Source organism: Paenibacillus oralis, assembly GCF_003863965.1.
In the GTDB taxonomy this organism is placed as follows: domain Bacteria; phylum Bacillota; class Bacilli; order Paenibacillales; family Paenibacillaceae; genus Fontibacillus; species Fontibacillus oralis.
On record NZ_RRCN01000001.1, the window covers coordinates 1090466 to 1115001 of the forward strand.

General features: G+C 44.2%; 38 protein-coding genes. All 38 read right to left on the minus strand.

Features of this window, described 5'->3' with window-relative positions:
* Positions 1–21 precede the first annotated feature (21 nt).
* Entirely contained in the window at positions 22–1074 is a 1053-nt protein-coding gene (locus EHV15_RS05165) for a major capsid protein (protein WP_128630297.1), read from the minus strand.
* Positions 1075–1088: 14 nt separating this feature from the next.
* Positions 1089–1448 (minus strand): hypothetical protein, encoded by a 360-nt coding sequence (locus tag EHV15_RS05170; RefSeq protein WP_128630298.1) that lies wholly within the window; start codon positions 1446–1448, stop codon positions 1089–1091.
* The gene (locus EHV15_RS05175) at positions 1445–2095 is read right to left on the minus strand and encodes a phage scaffolding protein (protein ID WP_128630299.1); all 651 of its coding nucleotides are present in this window, start codon (positions 2093–2095) and stop codon (positions 1445–1447) included. The genes EHV15_RS05170 and EHV15_RS05175 overlap by 4 nt, the downstream gene beginning before the upstream one ends.
* Positions 2096–2221: 126 nt before the next feature.
* Positions 2222–2494, minus strand: coding sequence for a hypothetical protein (locus EHV15_RS05180; RefSeq protein WP_128630300.1), 273 nt, complete (start codon positions 2492–2494; stop codon positions 2222–2224).
* Between the two features lie 55 nt (positions 2495–2549).
* The gene (locus EHV15_RS36320; RefSeq protein ID WP_178075764.1) at positions 2550–2711 is read right to left on the minus strand and encodes a hypothetical protein; all 162 of its coding nucleotides are present in this window, start codon (positions 2709–2711) and stop codon (positions 2550–2552) included.
* Positions 2708–5350 carry a minor capsid protein gene (locus EHV15_RS05185; RefSeq protein WP_178075765.1) on the minus strand — a complete coding sequence of 881 codons (2643 nt, stop codon included), beginning with the start codon at positions 5348–5350 and terminating at the stop codon, positions 2708–2710. Before EHV15_RS05185 ends, EHV15_RS36320 begins: the two co-directional genes overlap by 4 nt.
* Positions 5351–5376: 26 nt before the next feature.
* On the minus strand, positions 5377–5598 hold the full coding sequence (locus EHV15_RS05190) for a hypothetical protein (RefSeq protein WP_128630302.1): 222 nt from the start codon (positions 5596–5598) through the stop codon (positions 5377–5379).
* A complete protein-coding gene (locus EHV15_RS05195; protein WP_246061327.1) occupies positions 5564–7069 on the minus strand; it encodes a phage portal protein in 1506 nt (501 codons plus the stop codon). Before EHV15_RS05195 ends, EHV15_RS05190 begins: the two co-directional genes overlap by 35 nt.
* Positions 7070–7073: 4 nt before the next feature.
* Positions 7074–8363, minus strand: a complete 1290-nt coding sequence (locus tag EHV15_RS05200; RefSeq protein ID WP_128635189.1) for a PBSX family phage terminase large subunit — start codon at positions 8361–8363, stop codon at positions 7074–7076.
* A complete protein-coding gene (gene terS, locus EHV15_RS05205; RefSeq protein WP_128635190.1) occupies positions 8350–9135 on the minus strand; it encodes a phage terminase small subunit in 786 nt (261 codons plus the stop codon). Before terS ends, EHV15_RS05200 begins: the two co-directional genes overlap by 14 nt.
* 213 nt (positions 9136–9348) lie before the next feature.
* Positions 9349–10533: a hypothetical protein gene (locus tag EHV15_RS05210; protein ID WP_128630303.1), complete on the minus strand. Its 1185-nt coding sequence runs from the start codon at positions 10531–10533 to the stop codon at positions 9349–9351.
* Positions 10534–10580: 47 nt separating this feature from the next.
* Complete coding sequence (locus EHV15_RS05215) at positions 10581–10850, minus strand: hypothetical protein (protein ID WP_128630304.1); 270 nt, start codon at positions 10848–10850, stop codon at positions 10581–10583.
* Positions 10851–11319: 469 nt separating this feature from the next.
* On the minus strand, positions 11320–12156 hold the full coding sequence (locus tag EHV15_RS05220) for an ArpU family phage packaging/lysis transcriptional regulator (RefSeq protein ID WP_128630305.1): 837 nt from the start codon (positions 12154–12156) through the stop codon (positions 11320–11322).
* Between the two features lie 81 nt (positions 12157–12237).
* Positions 12238–12450 carry a hypothetical protein gene (locus tag EHV15_RS05225; RefSeq protein WP_128630306.1) on the minus strand — a complete coding sequence of 71 codons (213 nt, stop codon included), beginning with the start codon at positions 12448–12450 and terminating at the stop codon, positions 12238–12240.
* Between the two features lie 431 nt (positions 12451–12881).
* Positions 12882–13112, minus strand: a complete 231-nt coding sequence (locus EHV15_RS05230) for a hypothetical protein (protein ID WP_128630307.1) — start codon at positions 13110–13112, stop codon at positions 12882–12884.
* Positions 13113–13132: 20 nt separating this feature from the next.
* Positions 13133–13390 carry a hypothetical protein gene (locus EHV15_RS05235; RefSeq protein ID WP_128630308.1) on the minus strand — a complete coding sequence of 86 codons (258 nt, stop codon included), beginning with the start codon at positions 13388–13390 and terminating at the stop codon, positions 13133–13135.
* 26 nt (positions 13391–13416) lie between these two features.
* The gene (locus EHV15_RS05240; RefSeq protein ID WP_128630309.1) at positions 13417–13752 is read right to left on the minus strand and encodes a hypothetical protein; all 336 of its coding nucleotides are present in this window, start codon (positions 13750–13752) and stop codon (positions 13417–13419) included.
* Positions 13753–13926: 174 nt separating this feature from the next.
* The gene (locus EHV15_RS37145; RefSeq protein ID WP_246061329.1) at positions 13927–14388 is read right to left on the minus strand and encodes a hypothetical protein; all 462 of its coding nucleotides are present in this window, start codon (positions 14386–14388) and stop codon (positions 13927–13929) included.
* 29 nt (positions 14389–14417) lie between these two features.
* On the minus strand, positions 14418–14723 hold the full coding sequence (locus EHV15_RS05250) for a hypothetical protein (RefSeq protein WP_128630310.1): 306 nt from the start codon (positions 14721–14723) through the stop codon (positions 14418–14420).
* On the minus strand, positions 14720–15103 hold the full coding sequence (locus tag EHV15_RS05255; protein WP_128630311.1) for a hypothetical protein: 384 nt from the start codon (positions 15101–15103) through the stop codon (positions 14720–14722). Before EHV15_RS05255 ends, EHV15_RS05250 begins: the two co-directional genes overlap by 4 nt.
* Complete coding sequence (locus EHV15_RS05260; RefSeq protein WP_128630312.1) at positions 15096–15557, minus strand: hypothetical protein; 462 nt, start codon at positions 15555–15557, stop codon at positions 15096–15098. The genes EHV15_RS05255 and EHV15_RS05260 overlap by 8 nt, the downstream gene beginning before the upstream one ends.
* A gap of 277 nt (positions 15558–15834) precedes the next feature.
* Positions 15835–16179 carry a hypothetical protein gene (locus tag EHV15_RS05265; protein ID WP_128630313.1) on the minus strand — a complete coding sequence of 115 codons (345 nt, stop codon included), beginning with the start codon at positions 16177–16179 and terminating at the stop codon, positions 15835–15837.
* Complete coding sequence (locus tag EHV15_RS05270) at positions 16176–16571, minus strand: YopX family protein (protein ID WP_128630314.1); 396 nt, start codon at positions 16569–16571, stop codon at positions 16176–16178. The genes EHV15_RS05265 and EHV15_RS05270 overlap by 4 nt, the downstream gene beginning before the upstream one ends.
* A gap of 98 nt (positions 16572–16669) precedes the next feature.
* Positions 16670–17473, minus strand: a complete 804-nt coding sequence (locus EHV15_RS05275; RefSeq protein WP_128630315.1) for a DNA adenine methylase — start codon at positions 17471–17473, stop codon at positions 16670–16672.
* 470 nt (positions 17474–17943) lie between these two features.
* Complete coding sequence (locus tag EHV15_RS05280; protein ID WP_128630316.1) at positions 17944–18270, minus strand: hypothetical protein; 327 nt, start codon at positions 18268–18270, stop codon at positions 17944–17946.
* Positions 18271–18278: 8 nt separating this feature from the next.
* Complete coding sequence (locus EHV15_RS05285) at positions 18279–18686, minus strand: hypothetical protein (RefSeq protein WP_128630317.1); 408 nt, start codon at positions 18684–18686, stop codon at positions 18279–18281.
* A complete protein-coding gene (locus EHV15_RS05290; RefSeq protein WP_128630318.1) occupies positions 18673–18939 on the minus strand; it encodes a hypothetical protein in 267 nt (88 codons plus the stop codon). The genes EHV15_RS05285 and EHV15_RS05290 overlap by 14 nt, the downstream gene beginning before the upstream one ends.
* Positions 18926–19150: a hypothetical protein gene (locus EHV15_RS05295; protein ID WP_128630319.1), complete on the minus strand. Its 225-nt coding sequence runs from the start codon at positions 19148–19150 to the stop codon at positions 18926–18928. Before EHV15_RS05295 ends, EHV15_RS05290 begins: the two co-directional genes overlap by 14 nt.
* Positions 19147–19749, minus strand: a complete 603-nt coding sequence (locus EHV15_RS05300) for a hypothetical protein (protein WP_128630320.1) — start codon at positions 19747–19749, stop codon at positions 19147–19149. Before EHV15_RS05300 ends, EHV15_RS05295 begins: the two co-directional genes overlap by 4 nt.
* A 155-nt stretch (positions 19750–19904) precedes the next feature.
* Entirely contained in the window at positions 19905–20444 is a 540-nt protein-coding gene (locus EHV15_RS05305) for a hypothetical protein (protein WP_128630321.1), read from the minus strand.
* 171 nt (positions 20445–20615) lie between these two features.
* Entirely contained in the window at positions 20616–20864 is a 249-nt protein-coding gene (locus EHV15_RS05310; protein ID WP_128630322.1) for a hypothetical protein, read from the minus strand.
* 59 nt (positions 20865–20923) lie between these two features.
* Positions 20924–21199 (minus strand): hypothetical protein, encoded by a 276-nt coding sequence (locus EHV15_RS05315; RefSeq protein WP_128630323.1) that lies wholly within the window; start codon positions 21197–21199, stop codon positions 20924–20926.
* A 2-nt stretch (positions 21200–21201) separates the two neighbouring features.
* Positions 21202–21975, minus strand: coding sequence for an ATP-binding protein (locus EHV15_RS05320; protein ID WP_128635191.1), 774 nt, complete (start codon positions 21973–21975; stop codon positions 21202–21204).
* Positions 21884–22690, minus strand: coding sequence for a hypothetical protein (locus EHV15_RS05325; protein WP_128630324.1), 807 nt, complete (start codon positions 22688–22690; stop codon positions 21884–21886). Before EHV15_RS05325 ends, EHV15_RS05320 begins: the two co-directional genes overlap by 92 nt.
* An 8-nt stretch (positions 22691–22698) precedes the next feature.
* Positions 22699–23097 (minus strand): hypothetical protein, encoded by a 399-nt coding sequence (locus tag EHV15_RS05330; RefSeq protein ID WP_128630325.1) that lies wholly within the window; start codon positions 23095–23097, stop codon positions 22699–22701.
* A gap of 1 nt (position 23098) precedes the next feature.
* Positions 23099–23485: a hypothetical protein gene (locus EHV15_RS05335; RefSeq protein WP_128630326.1), complete on the minus strand. Its 387-nt coding sequence runs from the start codon at positions 23483–23485 to the stop codon at positions 23099–23101.
* A gap of 11 nt (positions 23486–23496) precedes the next feature.
* On the minus strand, positions 23497–23895 hold the full coding sequence (locus tag EHV15_RS05340) for a single-stranded DNA-binding protein (protein WP_128630327.1): 399 nt from the start codon (positions 23893–23895) through the stop codon (positions 23497–23499).
* Positions 23892–24533: an ERF family protein gene (locus EHV15_RS05345; protein WP_128630328.1), complete on the minus strand. Its 642-nt coding sequence runs from the start codon at positions 24531–24533 to the stop codon at positions 23892–23894. Before EHV15_RS05345 ends, EHV15_RS05340 begins: the two co-directional genes overlap by 4 nt.
* Between the last annotated feature and the right edge of the window lie 3 nt (positions 24534–24536).

Below are 24536 nucleotides of genomic sequence, written 5' to 3' on the forward strand. Positions count from 1 at the left end.
CAGGAGAGGGGTTACCTCTCCTTATGCTCCTGCGACTTTAGCAACGAAAATCGTGTCGATTGTTTCGAAGGAAGGTAAGCAAATCTGGCTGACGATGGTTTCGACGTTCACTGGATGCGGTTCCTTGACGGTTGTGATCGCAACCCCAGTGTTTACAATTTGCACTTCTGCGACCGTTCCGCCACTCATAAGGTCAGCCTCTTCCGGCGTTGTCCCGTAATACAGGTTGCCAAGGTTTCCATCGGGAATAAGTGTGAAATAGTCGTCTGGATAGAACAATTGAGCAGCGCCGCCAACCTCAAGAGCGAACTTCTTGTTATAAACCGCTACAGTAATGCCGAGCTTGCTCATGAGGTATTGTTGCAGCATAGAATCCGTCAAGATGATGTTTTGACCGCCTGCCGGGTTCATGTCCAAACGAATCGTTTTGTTTGCCAAGAGGTAATTCCAGGTTTTGCGCGTGCAGATAGCCCGAGCAGGGCGAACGCCGGTATCGTCCTCTACGGTATCCTGCCACGTGCGGATGTCGTCTACTGGATTAGAGTCAGGATCGTTCCATTGGGCCGTACCGGCAAGAGTTTCTTGGTGCGATGCAGGCATTTTGTAATCATAATCGTAATTCAGTCGATTTGCCGAAATTGAAATTTTACCAGCGGAAAGAAGCTGCATAATCATCCGCTCAGAAATAACCCGCGCACCATTAACCAGATTCGTTGCATCATCATAAACCCGATTGATTACAGGCATCAGGTATTGGGAATTCGTCGAATCCATCAACCGCAGGATGTCCTGGCGTTCCTTTTCTCCGACACGCATTGCTTCGCGGAAGAAAGGCATTTCGGTATCAATTTTGTTCAGTCCGATACGATCCCGCAAAGTTGCTTTCGCATCAAATTCAGAAGGTTTGAGTGATACCGGCAACCCGTTGAAACCTTTAATCCAACTCAAATCCAGACCAAGTTGTTTCCGCGCAGGGAACAACGTCTCCCCAAGGTAAGGGATCTGATTAGAACCATTGCTTTCATAGTACGTTGCGATATTTTTCGCATTGATAAGATCAAAAATAGTAGGCATTCAGTTTCTCTCCTTTACTTAATGAATGTGATTTGTTTGAGTGCCGTAATCGCTGCCGCAGCAGGCGCTACAGGCAATTTATTAAGATCGATAAAACCGTGAATGATTGCATCGCCCGGAGCCGGGCCATATGTTACATCCGTGTCGTTAAACAGAACCCCTTCTGATGTTGCGTCATTAGCCGCTACGGCCTTCTTCGTAGCGTCAGCAATAAAACCTCCGCCTAGGATTGTCCCAGCAGGCACAACCTTTCTGCCGTTTGCATCCGGCGTCACACCCGCATCATCTACCGTCACGGGCAAGGCTACGTAGTGATCAGGAAACTTAATAATTTGTTTTGGTGTGCCATAAGTGTTTTCAACAAATTTACTCATGCTTTTTGCCCTCCAAAGTATAGGTTTTGTGCTTCTTGCATTTTGTCGCTAGATTGCTTGTTTTGAGCGGCTAATTGCTTGCCAAACTCACCGCCCTTATCGCCTTTGTCGTTATTGGCGCCGCCGCCATTAAACGGTTTGAATCCGACGAATGTCGTTTCGTTTGAGTTTTCAGGGACAAAATAAAAACCCTTGCTTTCCTGCAAGGATTTGTACTGATCATCAAAGCCGCTTTTGATATTGCCGGTTTCGTCAAGCTCAATTTGATCAAACTTAAACTCATTCAGCACATTGTCCATTGCGTTCTCATGTACTTTTCCGACAAGTTTGAGTTTTAGCGCCGTCTTGAGTTGCAATTCCTTAGCCTCTTTTTGGTATTTATCTGCTGCCTCTTTATTGGCATCTTGCAACTCTTTGATTTTGGCTTTAAGTTCCTCGTTGTCGCCTGCCGACTTTTTCAGTTCCTCAAGTTGTTTGTCTCGCTCTTTTAGGTCGGCCTCGATTTTTTTCTTTGCTGCGTTTACTTCGTCCCATTTATCCTTGGGGAAATGACTGCCATCAGAAACGATTGCGATTTTGTGCTTATCACCAGCCTTTTCAATGACTTGCTTGTAAAGTTCTTCGCCTAACAATTCTTTCAAATCCATCTACTCCATCTCCCTTGATGTTTGTTTACGTGTTACACCTCACGCATGGGGTTACGTTCGTTTAACCCACGAACCTTTAAAGAGGGCAAATTAAAAGGGCCGAAGGTAGTCTCAACCTCGGCCCGGTTACGCTGTAACTTTTGTATATCTCGCTTCAAATGCTGCTTGTGTCATAACAAACAGCTTGCCTTCTGTGTTCTTGACAATAAACTCTCCGACATTCGCAACCAAAACATCCAATGCGTTGCGAATAACGCGAAGCTTCAAGCCGCTTGGAGTATAGTCAATAGAAATCGGTAAGCCCACAAATCCAACGATTTCCTGGATGTGAGTTGGTTCCATTCCTTCAAACTTGATCGCCTGTACCGGAATGCATTCTTGATAGTTTTCAACTGGCACTCTAATCACCTCCTTTTAGCATATAAAAAGCACCCTCGCCGTAGCGTGAGTGCCTCTATTTTTCATCTTTGAGCACGCCGATTTTCTTCAATTGCTCTCGGAATCGTTCTTTATTCTCCTTTTGTTCCTTTTCTGGAACATCGTTGTAACCGATTATTTTGGGCTTGCCCAGGTCGTTCCATCTTGGATCGGAAAACTTTTTCTTATCGTTGCTCACTTCTTCAACTCCCGTAACAGGATATGGTACACACCTTCGATAACCTCTATGTCAACGACTTCAAAAGGGAAATCTCGGCCATACAATACTTCCAATTCACTCTGGTTGTAGGCCCTAATATCGGCCCCTGCAGCCGCCCCCAGGATGTAGTAATGTACTTGCCCCTTGGGGTTGTACAAGGCACCTGCAGCAGACATGGACATGTATTGAGGATATTGTAACACAGCCCCAGGCTGGATGTCTTTCATTGCTTCGTCAGCGTCTAATTGAGACGCAAAAAATAGCGATCTGGTCAAATCACCAGTAAAGCGCGGTAGTTTGAGCAGCGCGTTGTCGAGTTGTTCAACCCACTTCATTTCGTCACTGTTGAGTGGCTTCCCTTCTCGCAACTTTTCGTTCAATACATACGATTCTCCTCCGACATAACGCGAAACTGCTGCCTCTTCAGATTTTGTGAGTTTTGGCGGCACTGGAACACCTGGCTTGGCGCTTCCTGTGGCGTCAATTTCCTCAAAATCCGGTTCAGGCGTTTCCGGTACAGTCTTAACAGCGGGCGGCGTCACTGGTGCCGGTTCTGAAACCTCTGGCGGCTTATCAGCATTCTTGGGCGCGTGTTTGGCTTCCCACTCCCGATAGGTCATATCTGCCGGTACACTGTAAGTTTTGCCATCTTTGCCCCGCGCGGCTCGCTCACTAGGTTTTGGAACCTCGTTATCACCCGTATCGTTAAACTCTGGAATCGTTGTTGAACGACAGTTTCCACTCCACGCGATCTTACCATTTCTCCTGACTAACAAAGTGTGATGCTTAGCCAGTTCCACGCAATAAACCATCCCGTCATATGGTGCGTCTTCCACATCCATATTGTTTGTCCAAGAATGGATTTGTTTGTTCCAAGATACAATCCATAAATTATGGTTTATGGTATAGACGCCATTTCGAAATTCAATTTCTCTGCCAGCCATGTTTTCCAGACGAAAGCTTGGTCTTCCTCCGGCTTTCATGATGAGTTCGCCGAGATCATCCGCCATTCGCTTGGAAGTAGAGAAGAATGTTATAGAGTCTTCGAACTGATGCCCTTTCCACAACTTTCCCTTTCTCGTAGTTCCATCGGTTTTTGAGTATGCAATCAAAAAAGCCCTGATCATCTCAGGACTCATTTGTTTTATAATGTCAGGAACGTATTTTTCGTGGCATAGACCAAACCGAGCCAATTCTTCGCCAAGCTGCTTGTCTCTGATACTTAGGCTTTCTTTTCCTTTATAGATTTTAAACGGAAAATCTTTTAATTCATCAAACATCCAGTCGTTGTTTTGTTGAGCAATCTTAATGTTGTAACTCGACCGATCCGGGGTCGAACTTCCGTCTGCAAGCCAGTAAGCCATGAACTTGCAGTATGTTTTAGTAGGAACCAACTTGCCCCCAAGCAAGACACCATCCACGTCTGCCCCATTCCAGTTCATGCCACACAGAAAGCGATTCTTGCCCTGTCCAGACAAAGCGCGGGCTTCTCGAAGCTTCCATTTGCGGGCCTTGTTTTTGCTATCCATGTTCTGGACCAGCATCTTATGGTTCGGCGTTACGAGCAAATCAAATCGCGCATTCCTGAAACTCCTCATCTGACCGTTGTAACGATATGCGATATAATTTATCGCTGGTTGCCACTCGGGTAACAGGCTTGCGGGGTCGATGCTGTAAAAATTCTCGTCTCCCTGTAAATGAGAGAACAGCACCCAGCCACGAGAAGTATAGACCTCTGTAAGATCATCGTAGCAATAAGCATGTAGCGGGGGATAATTCACTCCCGCTTTAGCCTCGCTAACCGGTATCACTTCAGAATCCATGTGTCGGCATTCTTCTGATGTTCGACTATCCAATGTCGCCACAAATTTGTATTTTTTAATGCCCTGCGACTTGTATCCATCCAGTCGGGATTGCCCAGCAAAATAGGCTGATTCGGTCAGAATGAGGCGTTCGGCTGCGCTCTTACTTACGCCCATGCGCTTGGCAAAGTCTGTAATCACTTTGTCGGCAGCCTCGCCCCGGATTAAGTCTTGTGTCAATACCGTTTGTAATTCAGACAGTAGTTTGTCCCTATCTGCCCAAATGCGAGCCGAGAAATTCCGACCATCCGGCGTCCAGGGCTTAGACAGCACCTTGTCAATCTGCTTGCCGTCCAACCTTGCAAACGGGATTCCTTCACCTGCGCCGCGCTGAACCTCATAGATACCCTTGTAATATCCGCTCTTATAGACATCTCCCAGCACCTCGGTTGTGCCCTTTACCCTCCGCGCTGTGAGTAGTTCAACTTCCTGGCGGATTTTCACTTGAAGTTCTTCCAGTCTGGTGATGTGCGCCTTAGCGCTGGCGTTTTCAAGTTCCTTCATCCAACGCTGGTCGATGGCATTCTCGCGGCCTGCCTTGATGTAGTCGTCAACGCTCCAGCGAAACTCCTTTAGCTCGTTTGCCGTGAGCAGTTTGCGGGCTTCGGCCATAGAGATGTCATTGTTTTTAGCCAAGCGAGCGTACCATGATTCTGTTTCCCGCTTGATCCGGGCCATGGCTTTGTCGTACTCTGCGTTCTGAACCTTAATATAATCTTCACCTTTTTTTAGCTCGGCCTCGTTGAGCGTTTCCATCCGCTTTGCCCAGTATTCCTCCGACCTCATTCGTCGTCACCATCACCAACAGGAGCAACGAACCCAATGACTGGAACTGGATCACCTGAAGGTTGTTCAGGCGGCACATTTACAGCCGAGACAAGCTCCGCCAGTGCCTTTAAATCCTCTGATGCGATTGGCTGATTGGACTTGTATGTCTCGATACAAAACCGCGTCATGCCCTGGATCAACTCATTCAACAACCTTGTTGTCTTCGCCTCCAGCATCCAGTTCACCCCCTCCCAGGCCTCCATAACCCATTGACTCTCGTCGTTTCAGCGCAGCCTTTTCCTCTTCCTCGATCCATTCTTCTTCTTGTTGCGGATCGGTCACCCACGGATGGTTAGCCCGTATCGTTCGGTCGGAAATAACGCCCATGCTATCCTTTGCGTTTTTGACTGCTTCAGTTTCGTTGATGATAATGTCCCGGTTAAAAATAAAAGTGACCTCCTCATTAAAGAAGTCACCTTCGCCGCGATTTTTAAGATCGGTATTTATAAACCAGAGCAATTGTTCCAACGCCGCTTGGAATTCTGTTTCAATGATGTTGCAGTCCATGTCCAAGTCAGCATAAAGGAATTTCAATGCCACGCCAGAAGCATTCCCGAAATTGTCGGCTTGGGTATCAACACCTCGACCGAATTCGTATATGTCCTTCCGGTTCTGTTCTTGGTGAGTCTTATAGGCCTCTGTGTTGATTTCGATGTTTACGGTATCAACATCACCATCTTTGTCGTAGAACACAACACGATAAAGCGCGATGTTCTTTCGGAAATCTGCACCGTTGACGTCACCATAGTTTTTAACTTTATAAATGCTGTTTGGTAGGTCCTCCAGGTTGTTGGAATTGTCCGATTTATTACGGTCGTAATCATCCACCAGGGATTTGATTTGGGTAACAAGCGGCAATTCATCGTCATTGTATTTAAACGCTATAAAGGGGACTCTCTCCCAGTTGTAACCTTTCTGCACACCATCCTTGTTTGCTGCCACCACGTGCGGCCTATACTCCCCACTCTCAACATCAGGAACAATACCATTACCGGCATCTACAAACATCCTGACGCCGTTTTCGTCCCACCACTCATATTTGGTGTACTCCGTTTGTTTCGTCCCTTCGTACACTTCGACTTCATAAAACCGGATCATTGCAGCCAATTCGGTGTGTGCTATGTCTTTCCAAAACGGTACGCATTGCAGCGTGGGAATAACCATAAATGCCAGATTCCCGGTTTCATCATAATAAGGATGCAGCCATCCTAATCCGCCATTGATTGCATTTTTACCGAGCGTTTGCAATTGGCGCATGAATTTTTTATCAAACTTCTTGGTTAGGATTTCCTGGTACTCTTTGCTCTCCGTCTGCGCTGTTATTGGTTTAGAAAGCAAATATCCTACTTTCTGATCGACCAACTTTCTCGGGAACCCATTGACAAGCTTGTTATTAGCAAGGTTTTGCACCGGCTCCAGCGCCCCGGATTCGCCGACCGCTTTACGCTCACGGTTTAGAATATCATGCTTATTTTTATAGTAGTTTTCTCCGTCTATAATCGCCTTGTAATCTTTGGATGCTCGCCACTCAGAAACCCGCGAATAAACGATTTGCTTTAGGTCCATAACCGACATAGCGCCGGTACGTAATATCGTCTCGATCTCGTCTTGTTGATCGTTCATAAGATTCAAGTCAATCCACGTCATTTAATCACCGTCCTTTTGCCGCAGGAAACCATACGCTAGGCTTGCGTTTTACGATCGTATTCACAAAATAACGATCACCGTCCATTTGGTGATCGTTTTCCTTAACTGGTTTATCTTCACCTCTTTGGGATGCCTTTTCATCCCATATATAAGAGTTGAATTCTCGAAATGTTTCTTTGCAGCAATCGTTATATTTTATAATCCCTTCTACAAGGGCTGACGCCACGTTCCTGATGCCGTCAATTACATCGTTGTTCGCTTTTATCACTCGGAATAAACGGCGTTTTTCAATAGCGGCAATAAAAGAAGCTGCCGAAGGGTCGATAATTACACCTTTAATCGACAACTTATCTACAAAAGCTATGAGATCATCGCAATATTCCTCGTCCGTTTTTTGTCGGCTACTCGCGCGTCCGTCGTAGTGGTATTCTTTTACCTTGTACCAAACACCATCACATTGGCCCCACAAACCGAATGTAGTCGGGTTTTGCGTCCCGTAGTCGCAACTCACATAATACTGTGTGTATGGCCGATCAATCGTTTTTACAACATGCTTGTCTTTGTTAAACATGTCGTATATAACGCCTTCCGCCATCACCCACAATCCCAGGATGTAGCGTTTAAAGAAAACCCCGCTGAACATGCGGCGGAATCTTTCTTTAACCTTTTCGGACAACGACAAATTATCCTCCATTGTAAAATGCAGGACTAATATCTTTTTCTCTTTTGCTTTGTCGATATATTCGACTTTGAACCAATGGTAAGGCCCTTCTGGGTTACAGTTAAAAAACAATTTAGCCCCATTGCCGTCAGTTTCAGCAGAGCAACGCCCTATTGCTTGCTCCACAAACGATTTAGGAAATAGTGCCACTTCATCGAGATAAGCCCCCGCTGCCGTTAACCCCTGTAATGTATCCTGGCTCGCCTCGTTACTTGCTCCAAAAAGGTAATAAGTGTTCGTGCCAATTATGATGTGCGGGTTCTCTGATCGATGATAATGGTAATCAATGCCCTTTGCGGTCAGTATTTGAAACATAGGTTCCAAAACGTTCCGCTTGAGCGCCCCCATCGATCTACCAGCAATGATAAAGTTTTGATTCCTGTGTTTGTCTAACGACCAAGTAACAAAAGAGTCGATGCAGGCTATTGTCTTTCCCGATCTAATAGCACCCTCGGCCACGACCATATCATAGTCTTTATAAGGGCTTTTATCGGTCCACCACATTAACAGCTTTTTTTGCTTGTTGCTAAAAGGATGAAATTTGAATGTTGTTGTCTTCTTACGTTTTCGCATCATCTATTACCTCGTCTGCAAAAACTTGTTCTGTCTGTGCATTCAACGCTTCGGCATAACTAGAACCTAATGTGTGAGGATCGTTGTCATTCTCGCCGCGCATATCCTTAAGCTCCAGCCGCGTTTTTTCAATGTCCAATTTCGTCTTGTCAACTTGCAGCCTCATTAGTTCTAGTTTTTCGCGCCGTTCATCCTCTTCGGGAGCAGCACTCACGAATTGCTTGATCGCGGCCCTAAGTTCCGACATAGCCCTTGATTGTGCCGAAAGAAATGTCGCCTGTTTATCCCATGCCTGCTGTACTTCCCAACGCTCGCCAGTAACGTTTCCGTCTTTCTCCTCGATCTTTTCAATGGTCTTATCATCACGATCACGAACATACATGATTTGCTGCGCCCGAATAATAGCCGTGTATTGAATGACGATGTTATTCCAAAGCATATCAAGCGGCGATTGCTCGGCTATATGCTCCATGATTTCTAATGCTTCATCAGGAAAGTATTTGCGGTAAAAACCATGAGTAACCGCCTTATTGTTGCCTTTTGGACCACCCGGGCCACCCTTATTGCCCTTAGCGTTTTGATTTCCGGGAGGTGCGCCACCTTTGTTTGTGTGCATACTTTTCGGTTTGTGTGCACCCTTTTTGCGACTCCAACCGTAACGTTGCTTCCAACTCTTAACAGTATTTATTGAAACCTCATATTTATCTGCTATCTCTTGATATTTCATGCCTGACAAGTAATCCCGCTCGGCCAAAACGTAATTTTCTGTCATTACATTATCACCACCACCATTGTTGAGTTGGTTTTGTAAATCACTTAATGCAAAGCACAATAAAGATAACAAGCAGCACGCCATAGATGGCTTGTTGATATTGACCGCGCTGGTAATATCTATTGGCTATAAAACCAATCAAAGCCCCACAAACAACCAATAACAATCTGATAATCATAACAGTCCATTCTATCCAATTCACGTCCTGTCACCTCACACATAGTGAATTCTCAATACCTTATCTTCCGTATACTCAAATACTTCAAATCGCTTATGTGCTGTTGTATATCCATAATCATCGTGCCATGTATCGATTTCATTTCCTGTCGGCATTCTACGGATCACTACGCCGCCTTTATCGATTACTTTTTCATGGTGTTCATGACCGGTGAATAACTCTCTCGTTTTGGCCCGCGACCATTCCAACGGGAACTCTGTCGAAAAGTTTTCTGGTAATTTTTCAATCTTCTTTTTGTCTCCGTGGTTAATGCCTATGAAGTTATGTCCCAGCATGTGGGCCTTACGCTCTTTAAACCTTGTATCAAAGCCCACTTGCGGATATCTGGCCTCTAGGCATTTTACAAAGGCCCAGCCCATTGATTCGTCGTGATTGCCTTTCGAATAGACAACCTTCACCTTTTGGCATTTGTCCAAAGCAAGTTCAATTAGCGGAATATAAAAAAGCGTGGCATCTTCCCACGCTCTCTCCATGTTCACTTTTTCAATTTCCCGACCGCTTGATGTTCGTCCGCGCATATCATCATTGTGTAAAAGGTCTTGACCTATGATGAATAACACTTCTTTATATCCTTGTTCAAGCAATAGCGCTATGTCTCGCTGCGTCTCTTTGTATGTTTCGTAGTTGCTTATTCCAAAGTGCATATCGAATAAAGGGACATTGAGGTATTTGGCTGATTCCTTCGGCCTTCTCTCAATGTATACCGGCTTTATTGTTTCAATCTTCTTGATGATGTCGTCCCAATTAACTGCACTTACTTTCGGTTTGACAGTGATCTTGCTACTATAAAGCGTTTGTACGCCGTCCTGCTTACTGTAAACATTCCAAATGTTGTTCCTCGCACTCACAAGCTCCCAAACATCTAAGTCATAGCCATGCGCCTTGAGCAAAAAGTTAACGTCTTTACTCTGCTCTGCCGACATTCTTAGCAGCTTATCCGACCTATGTGATCCATCCGCTAATATCTCGACAGTTTCTTTATATCCGGCAGGTGCTTGCTCCGCTATCCTTCCTCGTTTTATCCTCTTCCGGACGGCTTCCGATGTGATCACAACGCTAAATTCGTTTGTTAGCTTCGCGGCGATCTCGGCGTATGTACCTGTACCCTTTAGTTCGTCTAGGCGTTTATCTTCTTCCGGTGTCCATATGTGTTTTGGCATCTTTGCACCCCCTTTGTTGCAAATAAAAAAGCCGCTCATTTGAGCGACTAAACAGGTTCGTATGTCATTTCGAATATATCAGGTTTGCAAGGGTATAATTCACCTTTAACTCCCTTGATGATGTAATCTCCAGGTTCTGCCGTCATGATTCCTTCCAACGTTTCTATAAGCACTACACTTTCACCGAATTTGTTTTGTACAAAGGGACTACATCGCTTTCCGGTATATTCAGCAAACCATTCTGGCACCTCAATTTCACCTGATTCCCCGGTCCATTGAAATGCTTCAATCTCAACTGGTTTTTTTCGGTATTTCATTTCGATATGTCTCCCTTCGTTTTTTATGTACACCGACACTTATTAACGCGGTCGGCAAGCGCTCGCGATCCGAACCTTAACCGCTGCGATCACGGCTGAAAGGAGGCGCACAGGTTGTTAGCCTGTACCTTTAGCAGGAACGGAGTAACAAAAATGAGGTAAAAGCAATATAAAAGCGCTCATTTAACCGTGAGCGCATCGGTATATAAGCACGGCAGCTTACCGCCCTAAGGCGCGCCGTCATGCACTTTTGTATGAAGCAGCCCGGGATCGCCCAGTCCGCCCCACATAGGGGAAATCGCTCGGGAACTTTTCACCACAAATAAAAAGAGGCCAGCTAATTCGCCAGCCATATCACCAAGGTATTCATACCTCTATGGTGTCCCTTATTCAATTTCCCACAATACAATCATAACAGGTATTTTGTCTAATATCCTGCCAAATGTCTGCCAAAATCCTGCCACTTTTTTTAATACTCATTGCTTAGTCTTTTCAGGTACTCACGCGCTATTCTTTCTCTTTCTTTTTCTTGATATGGCTTCAAGGCAATCTTTAAGTTGTTGTCATAACCACAATTTACAAATTCATAGGTTTCGACAACTGGTGTGAAAATGATTTGATGGTCAAATACCATGTTATAAAACGATCCATCTTCGTTCGGTGTCATCCTGAATGTAGTTTTCAAAAGTTCGTCGTTAATTAAAACTCCCCTAAAATCAGGGTTAGCCAAGATCAAAACGTTATGATGACCTTCGATTTTGTAAGTCTCATCACAAAATTTACCGTAATCGTTGATAAATGCTCGGGCCTCATTCATACCCTGACCTCCTTTCAGATATTGGTTTGCGGTTTCATCTGTGATGTACACTTCAAGCCCCATAGCAAATGCCATCTTGTACAGCGCCCCCGACTTTCTGCGGTAATAACTGCGCTCCGATAAGTGCAATTCCATGTATACTTGGAAATCTGTTATGTCTTCACCTTCCAAGTACCGCATTTCGATGATTTGCCGCTCTACTCGCTTCAACCCGTTTAAACCGCGTTGCACTCGTTCATACGCTTGCCTTAACCGCGCCTCGTTGTCCACGTTCCAAACAGCCACGTCTTCACACGGTTTGCTGATTGCGTTTGTTCCCTGGTGTTCTCGCGGTTCGTAGTTAGGAGTGTTTTTAATCTCTCTGCGGACAAAGCCGATCTTTTGGTATACCCTCGCTGTCTCAAGCTCTTTTTCTGTACGTCTACGGGTTTCGTCGCGGTTAATTTCCATCAAAGCTAATTGATATACGTCTTTGGCTTCTGCTCTCACGTCTACACCCCTTTTTTTTGCACTATTTTACATGGTTTTTAAATATAACGGTCAGTATTTTTGCCATTTACTTGTATTATACTACATAAATTCAAACAAATCCGCCTGCCCTTCCGCTGTGTATTCGCTTCTATCTACTATCAAGCCCTCGTCCAGCCACTTTTGAGGCGCTTCAAGCGCATAATGCTCCCAAACCCTTTCCCCGGCTCTATGGCGCTTTGGATCGGCTTTCTCGGCCTTCTCTGTCCACACCCAATAACTTGACGCTGTTACCTTTGCTTGTTCTGGTGACATGGTATCCCTCCCAAAATAGAAATAAAAAATGCCGTAGCTGCTTTATTCAAACAGTACGGCATCATTTTTGTTCCTCATGTACTTGTCGGGTATCTTTGCGAGTTCAGCATTCCTCCATGTGACTACCTTTCCACCGATGGTTGTAATTTCATATTCTCCATCAGCGAGAATTTTTGTTAATCTCCCTATACAATGATCATGATCAATCACTAATGAAGTCCATTCAATGCACCAATCACCAATTTTAGGGACTACAATAGGAATGTGACCAGATCGCATACAGGAGATTAACAAATCTATCAAGGTGTCATGGAGGTAATCCACTTGTTCTCGAGTATAGATCGGTATCACCTCTCAAGAAAAATATACTACTAACGCCGTACTTATTCAATTTTCAAAGTGCGTATTCAGTAGATTGGAGGCCGTTCGGCCTATTCTTCTACTTTTTCTGCTTCATTCCAATGAACTTCTGCGCCATCGGCATCGATAGATTCATTGTCTTCGTATACCCCGATAAGCTTATCAATTCCACCATTTCCGACGAATGAACCGATTCCTTGAAACTCTGCATATGCTTTGTCAAAAGCTTCATCTTCGCTGTCAGCCTCTATGGTTATTGATACCGCTCCCGTGAAGTTTCCCCATACTTTATACTTTGCCATTGTTATCCTCTCCTTTTGGTTTAATCAGTTGATGATGCAAATAATTCAAGTGCTATCATTTGATCGCGGCATTCTTCCGGTGTACCAGGAACCATTGCTACAAGAAATTCTGTTCGATGATGCTCAGCAGTTTCCTCATCCTGGTAGATTAGGTTTTCGCCCACAATCCCGACCGTCCAAAATCCAGATTCGGACTCAGTATGTAGGTCCAAATCAGCCAAGCTTTTTGCGATGAAACCTGATTGGTTCATATCAAGGATTTTTTTGTACAATTTCACTCTTTACTACTCCTCTTCCCTTTGGTTTATGATTGAGTGCCATACATTTCTTTGCGCTGTTGCTGCTTTTGCCTGTTTTGATATTTCCTCAACTTGTCCGGTAACTGCACTTGCTGGTGCAACTTGTAATGATGAGGGCAGAAATCAACTCCATCGGTTATGTGCTTCGCGCATTCCTCGCACATCGGAAGATCACATGTATCCAGCCTAGGTCCTTCATTGGCTGCTTTAAAGGCTGCATAGGGGCCATTAACAAATATGATTGATTGGCTGTGATACTCGGTTACGTAGTCGCATAACAGCGTTGCTTCCTTTTTCTTGCATATAGGGCATGGGTTTTCAAATATTGAAGGGTTGTTCATCGCATTCCCTCCTTTTGGTTTATATGGCCTAAAACGGCAATTCGTCATAATCTCGTAAGCGTAAGGCGAGCGGTCCAAGGTAAATATCGATATAACCAATTCTTAAATCGATGTATGTGCCGAGTCCAAATCTTTTCATTTCAAAGTTTTTCGTCAATTCCCATTTACCGATCCTCATTTCTCTCCCTCGCTTTCGGGTGTAAACCAAGTCATATCCTTAAAGTGAGGCGGTAACTCTCTTTCCGGCAAGTTTATTTTCGCGTAGTGAGTTACCCAATCTATCAACGTGTTGTTAATCATCCAACTGTATCTCCCGGTTCCGGGAACACTTGCGCGTTGGGCTATCAATGTTTTATGTCCGTTTGTAACAATGTGGTCAACGTGGCTTTCTATGCTTCTGTCTGTTGGGTCATATTTCACCCACGGTATCAATCCCGACTTTTCTTTCTCCAACTTCTCGATTTTTTCTAGCAATTCGTGATATTGCCCATGCTTTTGGATAAAATAATTGCATTCACCCACCGTTAATGCTCCGATCGGGTCTTTAGCAATCCACAACCCGCTTGCCTCACCCATGATATAGCCTAATTGATGCTGATTATTTGCGATAAACTTCTGAACCTCATCCATTTTCATGCTTCTTCACTACCTTTCATAGCTAATGCTTATTTTTCCTTGACCATTGAACTGTTTAGCCACTCCATGATCCGGTCGTACATTGGTACCGTTTCGCCATACCCTGAATTAAATGTGATAGTTCCGTCTTTTCCGAAAAGTCCATCGAACCTGATGGAAAAACAAAGTCCATCGCGCATATCCCAGTTTGGTCTTACATATTTAATGTTCTTGCATTTATCCATTAGTTCCGGGTTGTCCCACGCTTCATCTGATAGACCGCCAAAACGATGCATAACCCATACAGCCGACATAATTCTGTCATATTGATCTTTGGTTAGCGCTAGTTCCTTCACTTTGCTTCTTCCTCCTTATCTGGCACTACAAAAGGCGTCCAGTGTGTGTGGTATCCGGGCCAATCTGAGGCAAGGGGATTGCCGCAATACGGGGATTCCTCAATGGGAAACGCCCACCAAAGCGCGTCGCCATAATCTTCATGCCATTCGTCAATAGGACGTGCTTCACGTAGTTTCTTTTCCTGGGCTTCTGCTTGAAGGATTAACTTAGTCTGCTCAACAGCTAATTTTTCGGCGAAATCAGCGCGTTCTTTGTGTTTCTGTAAGGTGACACATGTGTTGTTTAGGGCTGTACAAACCGTTTCATAGTTGGGCTTGTTACCAATGGCAGAAAGAAAGTCGGGTTTATATCCTTCAAAGAATTTGTCCTGTTTAGTCATGGGATACCTCCTTTTCAGCACCACAATTATGACAAAATTCATATGCCGTACCGTCATCTCTATAATCCACGATAAATCCATAGTCGAATCCACAATGTTTGCACGGTTCATTAATTTGTATTTGCTTACAGTTATCGCATAATTGATATACAGTATTGATTTGGTGCGGAATTGCAGAGGCATATATTTCAGCCTCATGAGTTTCTTTGCATCCATTGCAAATTATCGTTATTTGCCTTGTCCAACTTGGGTCATGCATTAACATCTGCTCCTTTGCCAAAATGTATCTCATATTCTTCTTTGGAGTACATAAGTGTTTTTTCTCCATCGCATACTTGGCACCTCTCCTGCTCGGGGAGGTTATTAACGCCCGTGGTAACAATCCATCCTTTACCATCACAATCAAAACATTTTGCCTCTTTGTATTCATGGAATCTGAAATATGCTTCTTCATCGCACGAGCCGCAGTAGATCATTCCTCTTCGGCAATCTTGACATAACATCCTTATACCTCCCCCATAAACTCGTTTACGATTTCATCATGTATCTTCGTCCATGATAAGTGTTCATGATTTGGCGCCCCGTAAAGAGTGACAAATCGCTTATCTTTCCGCGCACGAAGGACCACAAAATTCCCTGACGGTACTCCTACCGTCCAACCCTTTTTCTTGAGCCAGCTTTCGAATTTAGGGAGGTCACTCCTTCTCAATTTTCGATTATCTCCGCATTTGTTAGTCATGGGATATTACCTCCAAATAATCATATGGATACCACGATCTTTGCCCAGTTTCCCAATAAATTAGCGCTCCAATATCAGACGTTTCAATAACAAATCCTTTGGTTCTAATTGATCTATGCCTAACCCAATCTTTAGGCTTTATGGTTGGTAAGGGGATGGGATCGGAAAACTTCCCAGACTCCAATTCTGTGATGTAATAACGCAAAACACTCTCTTTTCCATCCAGATACATAAAGCGGTCGGCATCTGTGGTTTCGTCTCGTTCCCTTGCTATCTTTGCCGCCTTTGACTTCATGTCAGTTATAAGCTCATCTATTAGCTTTGGTTGTTTATTCATCTCTCTCTTACCTCCCCTAATAAGTCGGGATTGTCCCAGCGATTGCCGATGATTTCGATTCTGTCTTTCCAATGTTGCAACCCCGCATAACTACGAGTGCCTATTTGTTCTCCGATTAGTCCGGTGTCTTCCCACACGACAACGTAAAGAATGTTTCTATCCCCTTGATGGTAGATATCCCCCTCGTAAATCTCCTTGCCGTTCTTATCTTTGATTCCTGTGTATTGACCTACTGTTTCGGGATCGACTTCGTACACTCCACCATCTGTGTACATCCAACATTGCGATTTTCCACTTGTGAGTTTTACTACACTTACACCAAATCCATAAACCCATTGATCTCCATCTACAAATTGTTCGATGGCCTTGGCTCTGAATTTATAATCTCTCATTGCTTTATTCCCTCCCTGACCTAGACCTTATTCGGCCATCGCTTCGCTGTGCATATTCGGTCGGAAACGATGGCCTTCGGCCTAGTGCATACTTTTAGCTAAAACAGCGTTAATTGCCTATTATCAAAGTTCATGAGTAGCAGTTCTGTTGCTGTATTGTTATTTCCGTTCACCACTTGCCGTGCTGCTTGGAACGTTTCTCTATACCAATTTGGGTACAGCACGTGTAATAACGGATCGTCATAGTACGAAATGATTGCTTTGCCTTGGATTTTGTTCATCATTTCCGCCAAATCCCGATGGTCCTGTTCTGTGAAATTCCCGGCGTAATACTTTTCCCGGCCCAAATATGGCGGATCAACGTAAAAGAGTGTGTAAGGCGCATCGTATACCCGGATAATGTCCCGGAAATCTCGGTTATCGATCATGACCGATTTCATGCGCTTCGCGAACTCCGGTATGATCTCGCAAGCTGATCTATAGGTCCGGGCCGTGTTATGCTCTTTGCTGTGTCGCCAACCGGTATCAGTGCTGAATACCGAATCTGAATTACCTTTTGCAATCCCCGACCGGTTTATATAGAAGAATCGTACAGTTCGAGTAAAATCATCGTCCGGCGGCTGCTCTCGCTTCCACTTTTCATAAATCGCTCGGCTATAAGGAAGGTCGTCACAAGCCTTTTGAAGTCGATCCGGTTCATTTATGGCCATTGTTAAAAAATTGACGACTTCTCCATCAATGTCGTTGTAAACTTCGCTGTATACTGGCGGCTTTTGGGCTATTACGTGCGCAGCCCCCCCAAATGGCTCTACGTAACATGTGTGATTTGGCATTCTGCTAATAATGTGTTGGGCCACCTTCCCTTTTCCGCCAAACCAAATCAATGGGCTTCGTGTACTCATATGTCCCTCCCTGTCGTTTGCGCTACCTTTTCTTTTGAACCCGTGGTTTACTTGGATATTTCTGTTTAATTAGGCTGTATGCCGCAATCGCGACCTTTCGGATATATTCAGAGTTTTCTTTCACGGATTCATCTGACATTTCATAGATATTATCTAAGGCTTTTAAAACCTCATGCCGTTTCAATTATGCGTTCACTCCTTCGCTATTTGTGTCAAACCTCCAACTCATCAGGCGCCATTGGCCGTTCGAAATTGCAATCATCATTCGGGCAAGATGCTACACCGCCCCAGTAATCCAAGTCAGCCCCACATATCGGGCATTCGTGTTCAATGTTCATACTCTTTCATCCTCCTTCGCTTTTTTGTGTCTACTCTTCTATATCCGTATAGGGGCTAAAAAATATTGAGTGCGATAAGCAAAGCGGTGAAACAAATCAATGCTACAATTAACACGGCAGCTTCTGACCATCTCATTCCTTATCACTTTCCCCTAAAGCAGCACGACAAATTTTTATAATTCCCTCTATCGATTCATAGTACGTCTTCTCTAGCCCGGTTTGTCCGCATTCGAACAGTATTTCTTCTAGTGCTTTGCGAAGTCTCTCATTTTCCTCATGTAATTCGCCGGCCGTCTGGTCGTAACTTTGATGTGTAAAGAGTGCGGTTTCTAACCGTTTTATGGTTGCGTCCTTCTCGGTAAGCAAATTCAGATAGGCCAGTACATCACTTTGGATGTCTTCCGGGCTTGCGTTCCGTACGTTTTCGATGTTTGACCAAAACTCTCGTATTTCTTTCATCCGTTTATTCATCCTTTCAGGTGGGATAGGGCAGTACGGGCATATTCTCGCATTGGAATTCTGCCTACGTACCATTCATCTTCTGATTCGGCTATGTTCGACAACGCTGCTTTCAAATCTCGGCGCTCTTTTAATATCGCTAGGTTATTGTTCTTTTGTGTCTCGGCTGCTTGTTTCCATTGCTCCAGTTCCGTTTGTAGGCGTTCTACTTCGGATAGGAGATAGGCTATATCCCTTGGAGCATGAGCGATAGCCATTACATCATTAGGCATGATTCTGCTTGCCACCACAGTCAATGTTGTTTCTTGTGAAGAATATACGGCATAGTAATGCTCTCCTGGTTGCACGTGCCATTTACCGGTCGTTATATTCGCCTGTCGATCTTTTATCTCTTGTATCCGGTCATTGTTGATCATGGGAAACCTCCTTAAACTCTCGCATTCTTTCACCGATTTCTTGACACTCATAACCTTCGGGATTGTTAAAAAACTCGGGGTGAGCATCCATAAATTGTTTTGCTTCCTCGCTTAAGTACCAGGATTGAAACTCGCCCTCCCACTCACCAACAAAGTGCCAACATTTCGAACCTTCCGGTATGATTTTCCCAGTACCAGCGCATTCATGCCGTCTTCTCGTTTTGGCAATTTTCTTGAGTTCATTCCAAGGCATCCTCTTTAGCCTCCTTGTAGATGATGAGGGCATAGTGATTGTCACCACTGTTCGAACTAACAGCCTGATATTCAATTTTCAAAATTTCAGCATTTGGTTGAAGCTCACTTAATGCGCGGTTTATCATCTCGTCAATTCCAAAATATCTATTTTTAGTATCAAAAGTATCGAACACTCTCTTTGTTTTGATCTCACTGGCTTTTCCTATCATTTGGATTCCTCCCCCAAAGAATCTTTTAATTGCTTAACCCATAGATTGCGCGAGTTCGTACGCTGTACTTCTTCTTCGTGTGCATTGGAGTAATAGGCGATCTCCTTATGCGCCTTAACAATTCCAGATTTCCGATATTCTTCGCCACTAAGTCGAACCGGAGGGGTTAGATATTTTTCGTCGCAATCCCAATCGATACTATCTTCAAGTTGTTTTATACAAAATTCTTTTAGTCCCTTGTGTTCGTTTGATGGAGGATTCCAAGCGTTAACTTCGGCTAATAACCTTTCATAGCGATTTCTTAACTCTCTTCTTTTTTTGAGGTTTTTTTGATATTCTTCAACCTTATTTTGGTATTCTTCTTCTGCCAGTTTCTCGACTTCTTCGTTGCTCAGTGATGTTAATTTTTTCAATTGTTCTTTTGCCTTTTCCAAACTTTCAAGGTAGTAACTACTTGGCTCAAATACAGGTATTTCCGCATCCATCGGTTCGTCTCTCATCATGACAAGCGCTCCGAAAGCTCTGGAACATTTCAAAACGAAATCCTTAACCGTTACTTCTTCTCCGTTATAAATCGAACTTGTGTATCCTGTTGGCATCCTTACCATCTCCTTAACTTAGTTTCAATCCCTGTATACTTTGTATTATGGTTGTGACGCTCTAGGAGGCTTTGTGAGGGGCCTCTAAGTTTTACCCTAGCAAATACTCTACCGAACTATTAAAACGTCTGTACGTGGCGATTACGGCGCTCGCATCACGTGTTTGCAACCTTGCCTTTCTTTTGCTTCGTCTTTTGAGGTGATAGGATCGCCTGTATGACTTCCTGTTGGTATTTGGTTGTTGCTGTACCCAACTTTACCGCCCGGGCCACTTGAGCAAGCACATAGGCATCGCGGACATTATTTGATGGATGCTCAAAGCCCCAGTGTTTGAAGATGGGGACGCTCATATTATCTTTGGCTGCTTGGTGGTTGCCGGTTGCAAACTTTTTGACTTGTGTCGGGGCAACGTCGATCCATTTCATTCCCGTTCTAAATAACTGGAGACGGATCGCATGGCCTAGGCCGAATTGAAAGTCAATCCCTTTCCCCTTGGAGCTGTAGCTAAAACCCTCGATTGCAATTACATCGTCAAATTCAAGGTTGATTACAATTTCCGTTATTATATCGTCGATCTTTTCTGTTTTGTCCAAGGCCTTAGATGCGATCTCAAAGCCATCCAAGTAATTTCCGTCTTTGTCTAAAATCACAATTCCCGTTTCTCCACTTGGGTCAATTCCCACGAATCTTGTCATCGTTTTTGTTCCTCCTTAATTTTCTGGATTTGTTGGTATAGCACCCGTTCAGGCGCTGTTATTTTGTATGCGTAAAATTTTTGGGTTTCCTTTTGCAAAGCTTCGTGATGATATCTGCAAACGTCCACTAACTGCCAATGCTTACTTGCTAACCTTGTGCATCCTGGCATTCTACAATGCATTTTTCTTCGCCTCCCGTTTTTCTGCGATATCTGCGATCATCTCAATCAACCGCGCCCGTACATATTCGCGGCGCATTTTTACCGATACACCTAAGCCCGATACCTCGTAATCAATCCGCGCTAGAATCTGGTCCGCGCCCTCTAACTTCTCTCGGAGTAAATATTCGAATGAATCGAAGGTCGCTTTCATTTCCCGCTGCTGCCGCTTCGCTTCGTATTTCTTGCGATTTGAATTCAAACGCTTCACGCCCTTTTTGTATAAATAATTCCGGGTCTTTATCGAACAGTTCGTAATCGTCAATGTGATTCACTATTAAATGCCTCCTTGAACAAGAAAACAAATGCTAACGGCCACAACAACGCCAGTAAAGAGTAGTAAACTGGCATAGTAACATTGGCATCCCGAAACAGTTTATTTATATTTTCAATTTCTTCTTGGACCTCTCTCTGTTCTTCCTCGTCATATTCTGCATTGTCTACCTTTCTAGCAATGTTGTTTACAAAAAGTTGAATGAATGCTCCAATTGCTAACCCGATCGCCAAGTAAATAATTATCCAAGTCCAAGCTCCCACTTTTACACCTCGTCTTTCAGCCGGTAGTTCAGCCCATCTTCATCTAGCACGACTTTGTACTCCCGGCACATTTCGTTAATTCTGCTTCCTGTCGCCTCGTCAAATTCACACATCCGGGCAATCGTCCATTCGCTGCTGATCATGACAGGCAGTTGATTTAAATAGCGGTAATTGATAATTGCGAATATTTGCTCAAGTTGAAAGTCTGTAGGTTTCTGTCGTCCTTTGAATAGATCGTCAATATAAAGCACTTCAACCGTTTGGAGTCGATAAATCTTTTCCGGAAGAAGATCGAAGCTCGCTTTTAGGTCTGCGCACCCCTCAACCCAAGGAAAGTAAATGACTTCAATCCCACGATTTAAGAGGCTGTTTGCTGTCGCCATAAGCAAATGCGTTTTACCCGCTCCTGGATTCCCGAGCAAGCAAAGTCCATTGCTGCGTTCCTTTCGGACCATTTCAAACTCCTTTGAGTATTTAAAAGCTGTTGCAAAAGCTTGTTGTACAACGATCGGTCTAGTTTTCCAATCGAAGTTGTCAAAACTCATTTGCCGGAAGCTATCCGTTATCTGGCTGGCTTGTATCAAACGTTCCGTTCTACGCTTTACGACACATTCGCAATCTCGCCAGTATTCCGCGCCATCGACTTTGTAGAAGAATCCTTCCGCACCTTTGCATTTAGGACAATCATTGGAGTCCAAGTTCTTCAAGTTCTCTTGGGTCGAATGGTTTGTTTTTGTCTGCCGCAGCAAATTTACTCGTTCCTGTAGTTGTGCCATTATTTCCTTGGTGCTTTCCAAAGGATGATCCTCCTTTCTTTGTTACTGCGTCGATTACCCAGCGACGAATTGTAAGATTGTCTGATTTCGTTTTGTACCCTTTTTCCTCTTTGTAAGAGGTAAGGTAATCTATTGCTTGTTTAGTCGTTCCTTCCCCAAACTCTGAAACTAACCGATCGTATTCAGATTGAGTAAGAGAAACGGATTCCGAGAATTGAATTTTGGGTATACTATCTTTTTTATTTTTCTCTTTTTTATCTTTATTCTCTTTATTATTATTGTTCCATCCCTGTTCCAACTCCGTTCCATCCCCGTTCTCACTGCGTTCCAAGTCCGTTCCAACGCTGTCCCAAGTTCTCTTTTTGTAGTAGTCAAAACCCTGATACTGCGCGTAATTAACGACCGTGAACAGCGTTCCAAGTTCGGTGTCTTCAATTTTCAATCGTTCTTCTTTGACTAATTGATCAATTTTTCTTGAAATAACTGAAAGTGAGTATCTTTTAACGGAACGGTTCTCGATATATTCCAAATCTTTAATCAGGTTCCGGTATGCTCGGAGGAATTGGCCGCGCTGTAAATGTACACCAGCGACAACGGCCCCCTCCTCGGCATAAACGGCATTGCCAACGATATAGAAAAAAATTCGGAACTTAGGGATGTCTTGCCATATCGGATTTTCAAAAATTTCCCGGCTCGTTTGAAACGCGCCTTTCATGTCACCACCTACTCTTTTGCCTTACTTCGTAATTTTGCTAGAATGTTGCTTGGGTCTTGGCCGTGCTTCTTAGCGTTCAAATACTGTATCAATAAGGGCATAAAAACCTTTTTGTTGGAGTGAACGATTTGGTGCATCTCGTTTGAAAGTAAGACGCAATTCCAAACCTCATATTTGCCACCGCCGCCTCCCATTCCGCCATACTCGACTCTGTGAAGGTGAAGCCCAGGCCCGGGCTTGCCGCTAATGAGGCACCAATTTCCGTCGCGCTTTTTGACTTCTTCCCGGACCTGTTCTTTGGTCAATTCACTCTCTTTTTTCTTGCGCTTTCGCGAAGGGGTTTCAACCTTGTTGCGCCTTTCCGTTTTCCCTGGCTTTGGCGCTGGATGAAATCCGAAATCATACATATCAGTTCACCCCTAACTGATAATCAATCCGCATTTTCAGTTTCAAGGCATGTAATTCTTCCGTGGTAGATGTTAGGGCATTTCTCCAGCGCATCATGTCTTGATACAAGTCGGCTTCTTTCTGCCGCATCTTTGCCACCGCTATTTCTGCCGCTGCCGCTTTGCCGCCCTTGGCTTCACGATAGGCTAAAGCATATTGCAGTTTACGATCGGCATAATGGCGTTTATAATCGCCATCTACTTGGCTAGATACTCGCCCTATATACATCACGCAGGTTGATAATAGATTGATCTTTTGCATAAGTGCGCCGGGATTGTCGTCGGAAAGAGAATCAGCCTCCTGACGCAATTTAACGATCTGTTCGAGGTAGTGATCGATGTCAGCCATGGCGCGCCTCCTCAAAACGGAAGATCATCATCTGAAATGTCAATCGGCTTTCCGTCATCTTGAAAAGGGTCGTCACTCTTTGGCTTGTTCTCTTTATTGGATTCAATAAAATGAAGTCTATAGGCTAATACTTCTGTGACAAATACTCTTTTATTGTCATTTCCTTCGTAACTTCTCGTTTGAATACGGCCCTCAATCCCAACTAAGCGCCCTTTACGAAGGTAATTAGCCGCCGTTTCGGCAAGTTGCTTCATGGTTACGACAGGAATAAAATCCGCACTCGTTCCATCTTGGGAAGTGTATCCGCGATCAACCGCCAATGTGAATTTTGTAACTGCTGTACCATTAGCGCTATATCTTAGTTCAGGATCGCGTGTAAGACGCCCCGTTCCGCTCCAATTATTCATCATTGGTTGTTTTCCTCCCCGGCTTTTTTCTCTTGAATTTTCTTAATCAATGCCTGCTCCATATCGGAATAACTCCATTTTTCTCCCGTCTTTTTAGCAACCCATTCATTGAACCCTTCCAGGCTGTTGTTATTGAGAAGTTTCCATTTCGCCTTAAGTGCTGATGGCGGTTGCTTTGGCTGTTCTCTAGCTGCTGGTTCATTGCCTTTGCTGTCCTTACCATCTGGATCATCTTCGTCGGTGGGTAAGCCCAGGCTTTTTAAGAGGTAGTATCTTTCGCTATAAGTCAATGCCGATCCGTAGGCTTTGGAAATCTCGTCTTGTTGGCCGTAATAGGCCCAGGTGACTGTTTCCCTTTCTGTGGGGTTATCCCCATTTATCCAGGTGTAGGACATTTCGCCCTTGACCACGAAATCTAGCGCGTCTTTGCCTTTTGCTGTCTTGTAAGCGTGGGTATGGTGTTCGCCGACTTGCGTTGAAGGAAGAAGCAAAAGGTTAAGTTCGTTCATTTTGTCTTTGATTTTGGACAGCACCTGATTTCCCGATACATAGGAGTAACCATAGCCCTTAGTATCTTTGGAGAATCCCCCAGCCACTTCTCGCACTTTTACAAGCTTTTGCCACAAATTAAGTTCACTCATATA

What these genes read in the sequence shown, in the direction of transcription:
- terS (WP_128635190.1), bottom strand. Translation starts at nt 9,135, where the DNA reads ATGACAGAAAATTACGTTTTGGCCGAGCGGGATTACTTGTCAGGCATG.
- EHV15_RS05300 (WP_128630320.1), bottom strand. Translation starts at nt 19,749, where the DNA reads ATGCCAACAGGATACACAAGTTCGATTTATAACGGAGAAGAAGTAACG.
- EHV15_RS05275 (WP_128630315.1), bottom strand. Translation starts at nt 17,473, where the DNA reads ATGAGTACACGAAGCCCATTGATTTGGTTTGGCGGAAAAGGGAAGGTG.
- EHV15_RS05225 (WP_128630306.1), bottom strand. Translation starts at nt 12,450, where the DNA reads ATGTCACCAGAACAAGCAAAGGTAACAGCGTCAAGTTATTGGGTGTGG.
- EHV15_RS05325 (WP_128630324.1), bottom strand. Translation starts at nt 22,690, where the DNA reads ATGAAAGGCGCGTTTCAAACGAGCCGGGAAATTTTTGAAAATCCGATA.
- EHV15_RS05200 (WP_128635189.1), bottom strand. Translation starts at nt 8,363, where the DNA reads ATGCGAAAACGTAAGAAGACAACAACATTCAAATTTCATCCTTTTAGC.
- EHV15_RS05305 (WP_128630321.1), bottom strand. Translation starts at nt 20,444, where the DNA reads ATGACAAGATTCGTGGGAATTGACCCAAGTGGAGAAACGGGAATTGTG.
- EHV15_RS37145 (WP_246061329.1), bottom strand. Translation starts at nt 14,388, where the DNA reads ATGAAAATGGATGAGGTTCAGAAGTTTATCGCAAATAATCAGCATCAA.
- EHV15_RS05165 (WP_128630297.1), bottom strand. Translation starts at nt 1,074, where the DNA reads ATGCCTACTATTTTTGATCTTATCAATGCGAAAAATATCGCAACGTAC.
- EHV15_RS05290 (WP_128630318.1), bottom strand. Translation starts at nt 18,939, where the DNA reads ATGCCTTGGAATGAACTCAAGAAAATTGCCAAAACGAGAAGACGGCAT.
- EHV15_RS05230 (WP_128630307.1), bottom strand. Translation starts at nt 13,112, where the DNA reads ATGGCAAAGTATAAAGTATGGGGAAACTTCACGGGAGCGGTATCAATA.
- EHV15_RS05285 (WP_128630317.1), bottom strand. Translation starts at nt 18,686, where the DNA reads ATGATCAACAATGACCGGATACAAGAGATAAAAGATCGACAGGCGAAT.
- EHV15_RS05215 (WP_128630304.1), bottom strand. Translation starts at nt 10,850, where the DNA reads ATGAAATACCGAAAAAAACCAGTTGAGATTGAAGCATTTCAATGGACC.
- EHV15_RS05170 (WP_128630298.1), bottom strand. Translation starts at nt 1,448, where the DNA reads ATGAGTAAATTTGTTGAAAACACTTATGGCACACCAAAACAAATTATT.
- EHV15_RS05320 (WP_128635191.1), bottom strand. Translation starts at nt 21,975, where the DNA reads ATGGCACAACTACAGGAACGAGTAAATTTGCTGCGGCAGACAAAAACA.
- EHV15_RS05240 (WP_128630309.1), bottom strand. Translation starts at nt 13,752, where the DNA reads ATGAACAACCCTTCAATATTTGAAAACCCATGCCCTATATGCAAGAAA.
- EHV15_RS05260 (WP_128630312.1), bottom strand. Translation starts at nt 15,557, where the DNA reads ATGAAGAAGCATATTTCAGATTCCATGAATACAAAGAGGCAAAATGTT.
- EHV15_RS05345 (WP_128630328.1), bottom strand. Translation starts at nt 24,533, where the DNA reads ATGAGTGAACTTAATTTGTGGCAAAAGCTTGTAAAAGTGCGAGAAGTG.
- EHV15_RS05340 (WP_128630327.1), bottom strand. Translation starts at nt 23,895, where the DNA reads ATGATGAATAATTGGAGCGGAACGGGGCGTCTTACACGCGATCCTGAA.
- EHV15_RS05185 (WP_178075765.1), bottom strand. Translation starts at nt 5,350, where the DNA reads ATGGAAACGCTCAACGAGGCCGAGCTAAAAAAAGGTGAAGATTATATT.
- EHV15_RS05195 (WP_246061327.1), bottom strand. Translation starts at nt 7,069, where the DNA reads ATGACGTGGATTGACTTGAATCTTATGAACGATCAACAAGACGAGATC.
- EHV15_RS05330 (WP_128630325.1), bottom strand. Translation starts at nt 23,097, where the DNA reads ATGTATGATTTCGGATTTCATCCAGCGCCAAAGCCAGGGAAAACGGAA.
- EHV15_RS05190 (WP_128630302.1), bottom strand. Translation starts at nt 5,598, where the DNA reads ATGCTGGAGGCGAAGACAACAAGGTTGTTGAATGAGTTGATCCAGGGC.
- EHV15_RS05280 (WP_128630316.1), bottom strand. Translation starts at nt 18,270, where the DNA reads ATGAAAGAAATACGAGAGTTTTGGTCAAACATCGAAAACGTACGGAAC.
- EHV15_RS05295 (WP_128630319.1), bottom strand. Translation starts at nt 19,150, where the DNA reads ATGATAGGAAAAGCCAGTGAGATCAAAACAAAGAGAGTGTTCGATACT.
- EHV15_RS05255 (WP_128630311.1), bottom strand. Translation starts at nt 15,103, where the DNA reads ATGACTAAACAGGACAAATTCTTTGAAGGATATAAACCCGACTTTCTT.
- EHV15_RS05175 (WP_128630299.1), bottom strand. Translation starts at nt 2,095, where the DNA reads ATGGATTTGAAAGAATTGTTAGGCGAAGAACTTTACAAGCAAGTCATT.
- EHV15_RS05265 (WP_128630313.1), bottom strand. Translation starts at nt 16,179, where the DNA reads ATGAATAAACAACCAAAGCTAATAGATGAGCTTATAACTGACATGAAG.
- EHV15_RS05270 (WP_128630314.1), bottom strand. Translation starts at nt 16,571, where the DNA reads ATGAGAGATTATAAATTCAGAGCCAAGGCCATCGAACAATTTGTAGAT.
- EHV15_RS05210 (WP_128630303.1), bottom strand. Translation starts at nt 10,533, where the DNA reads ATGCCAAAACACATATGGACACCGGAAGAAGATAAACGCCTAGACGAA.
- EHV15_RS05335 (WP_128630326.1), bottom strand. Translation starts at nt 23,485, where the DNA reads ATGGCTGACATCGATCACTACCTCGAACAGATCGTTAAATTGCGTCAG.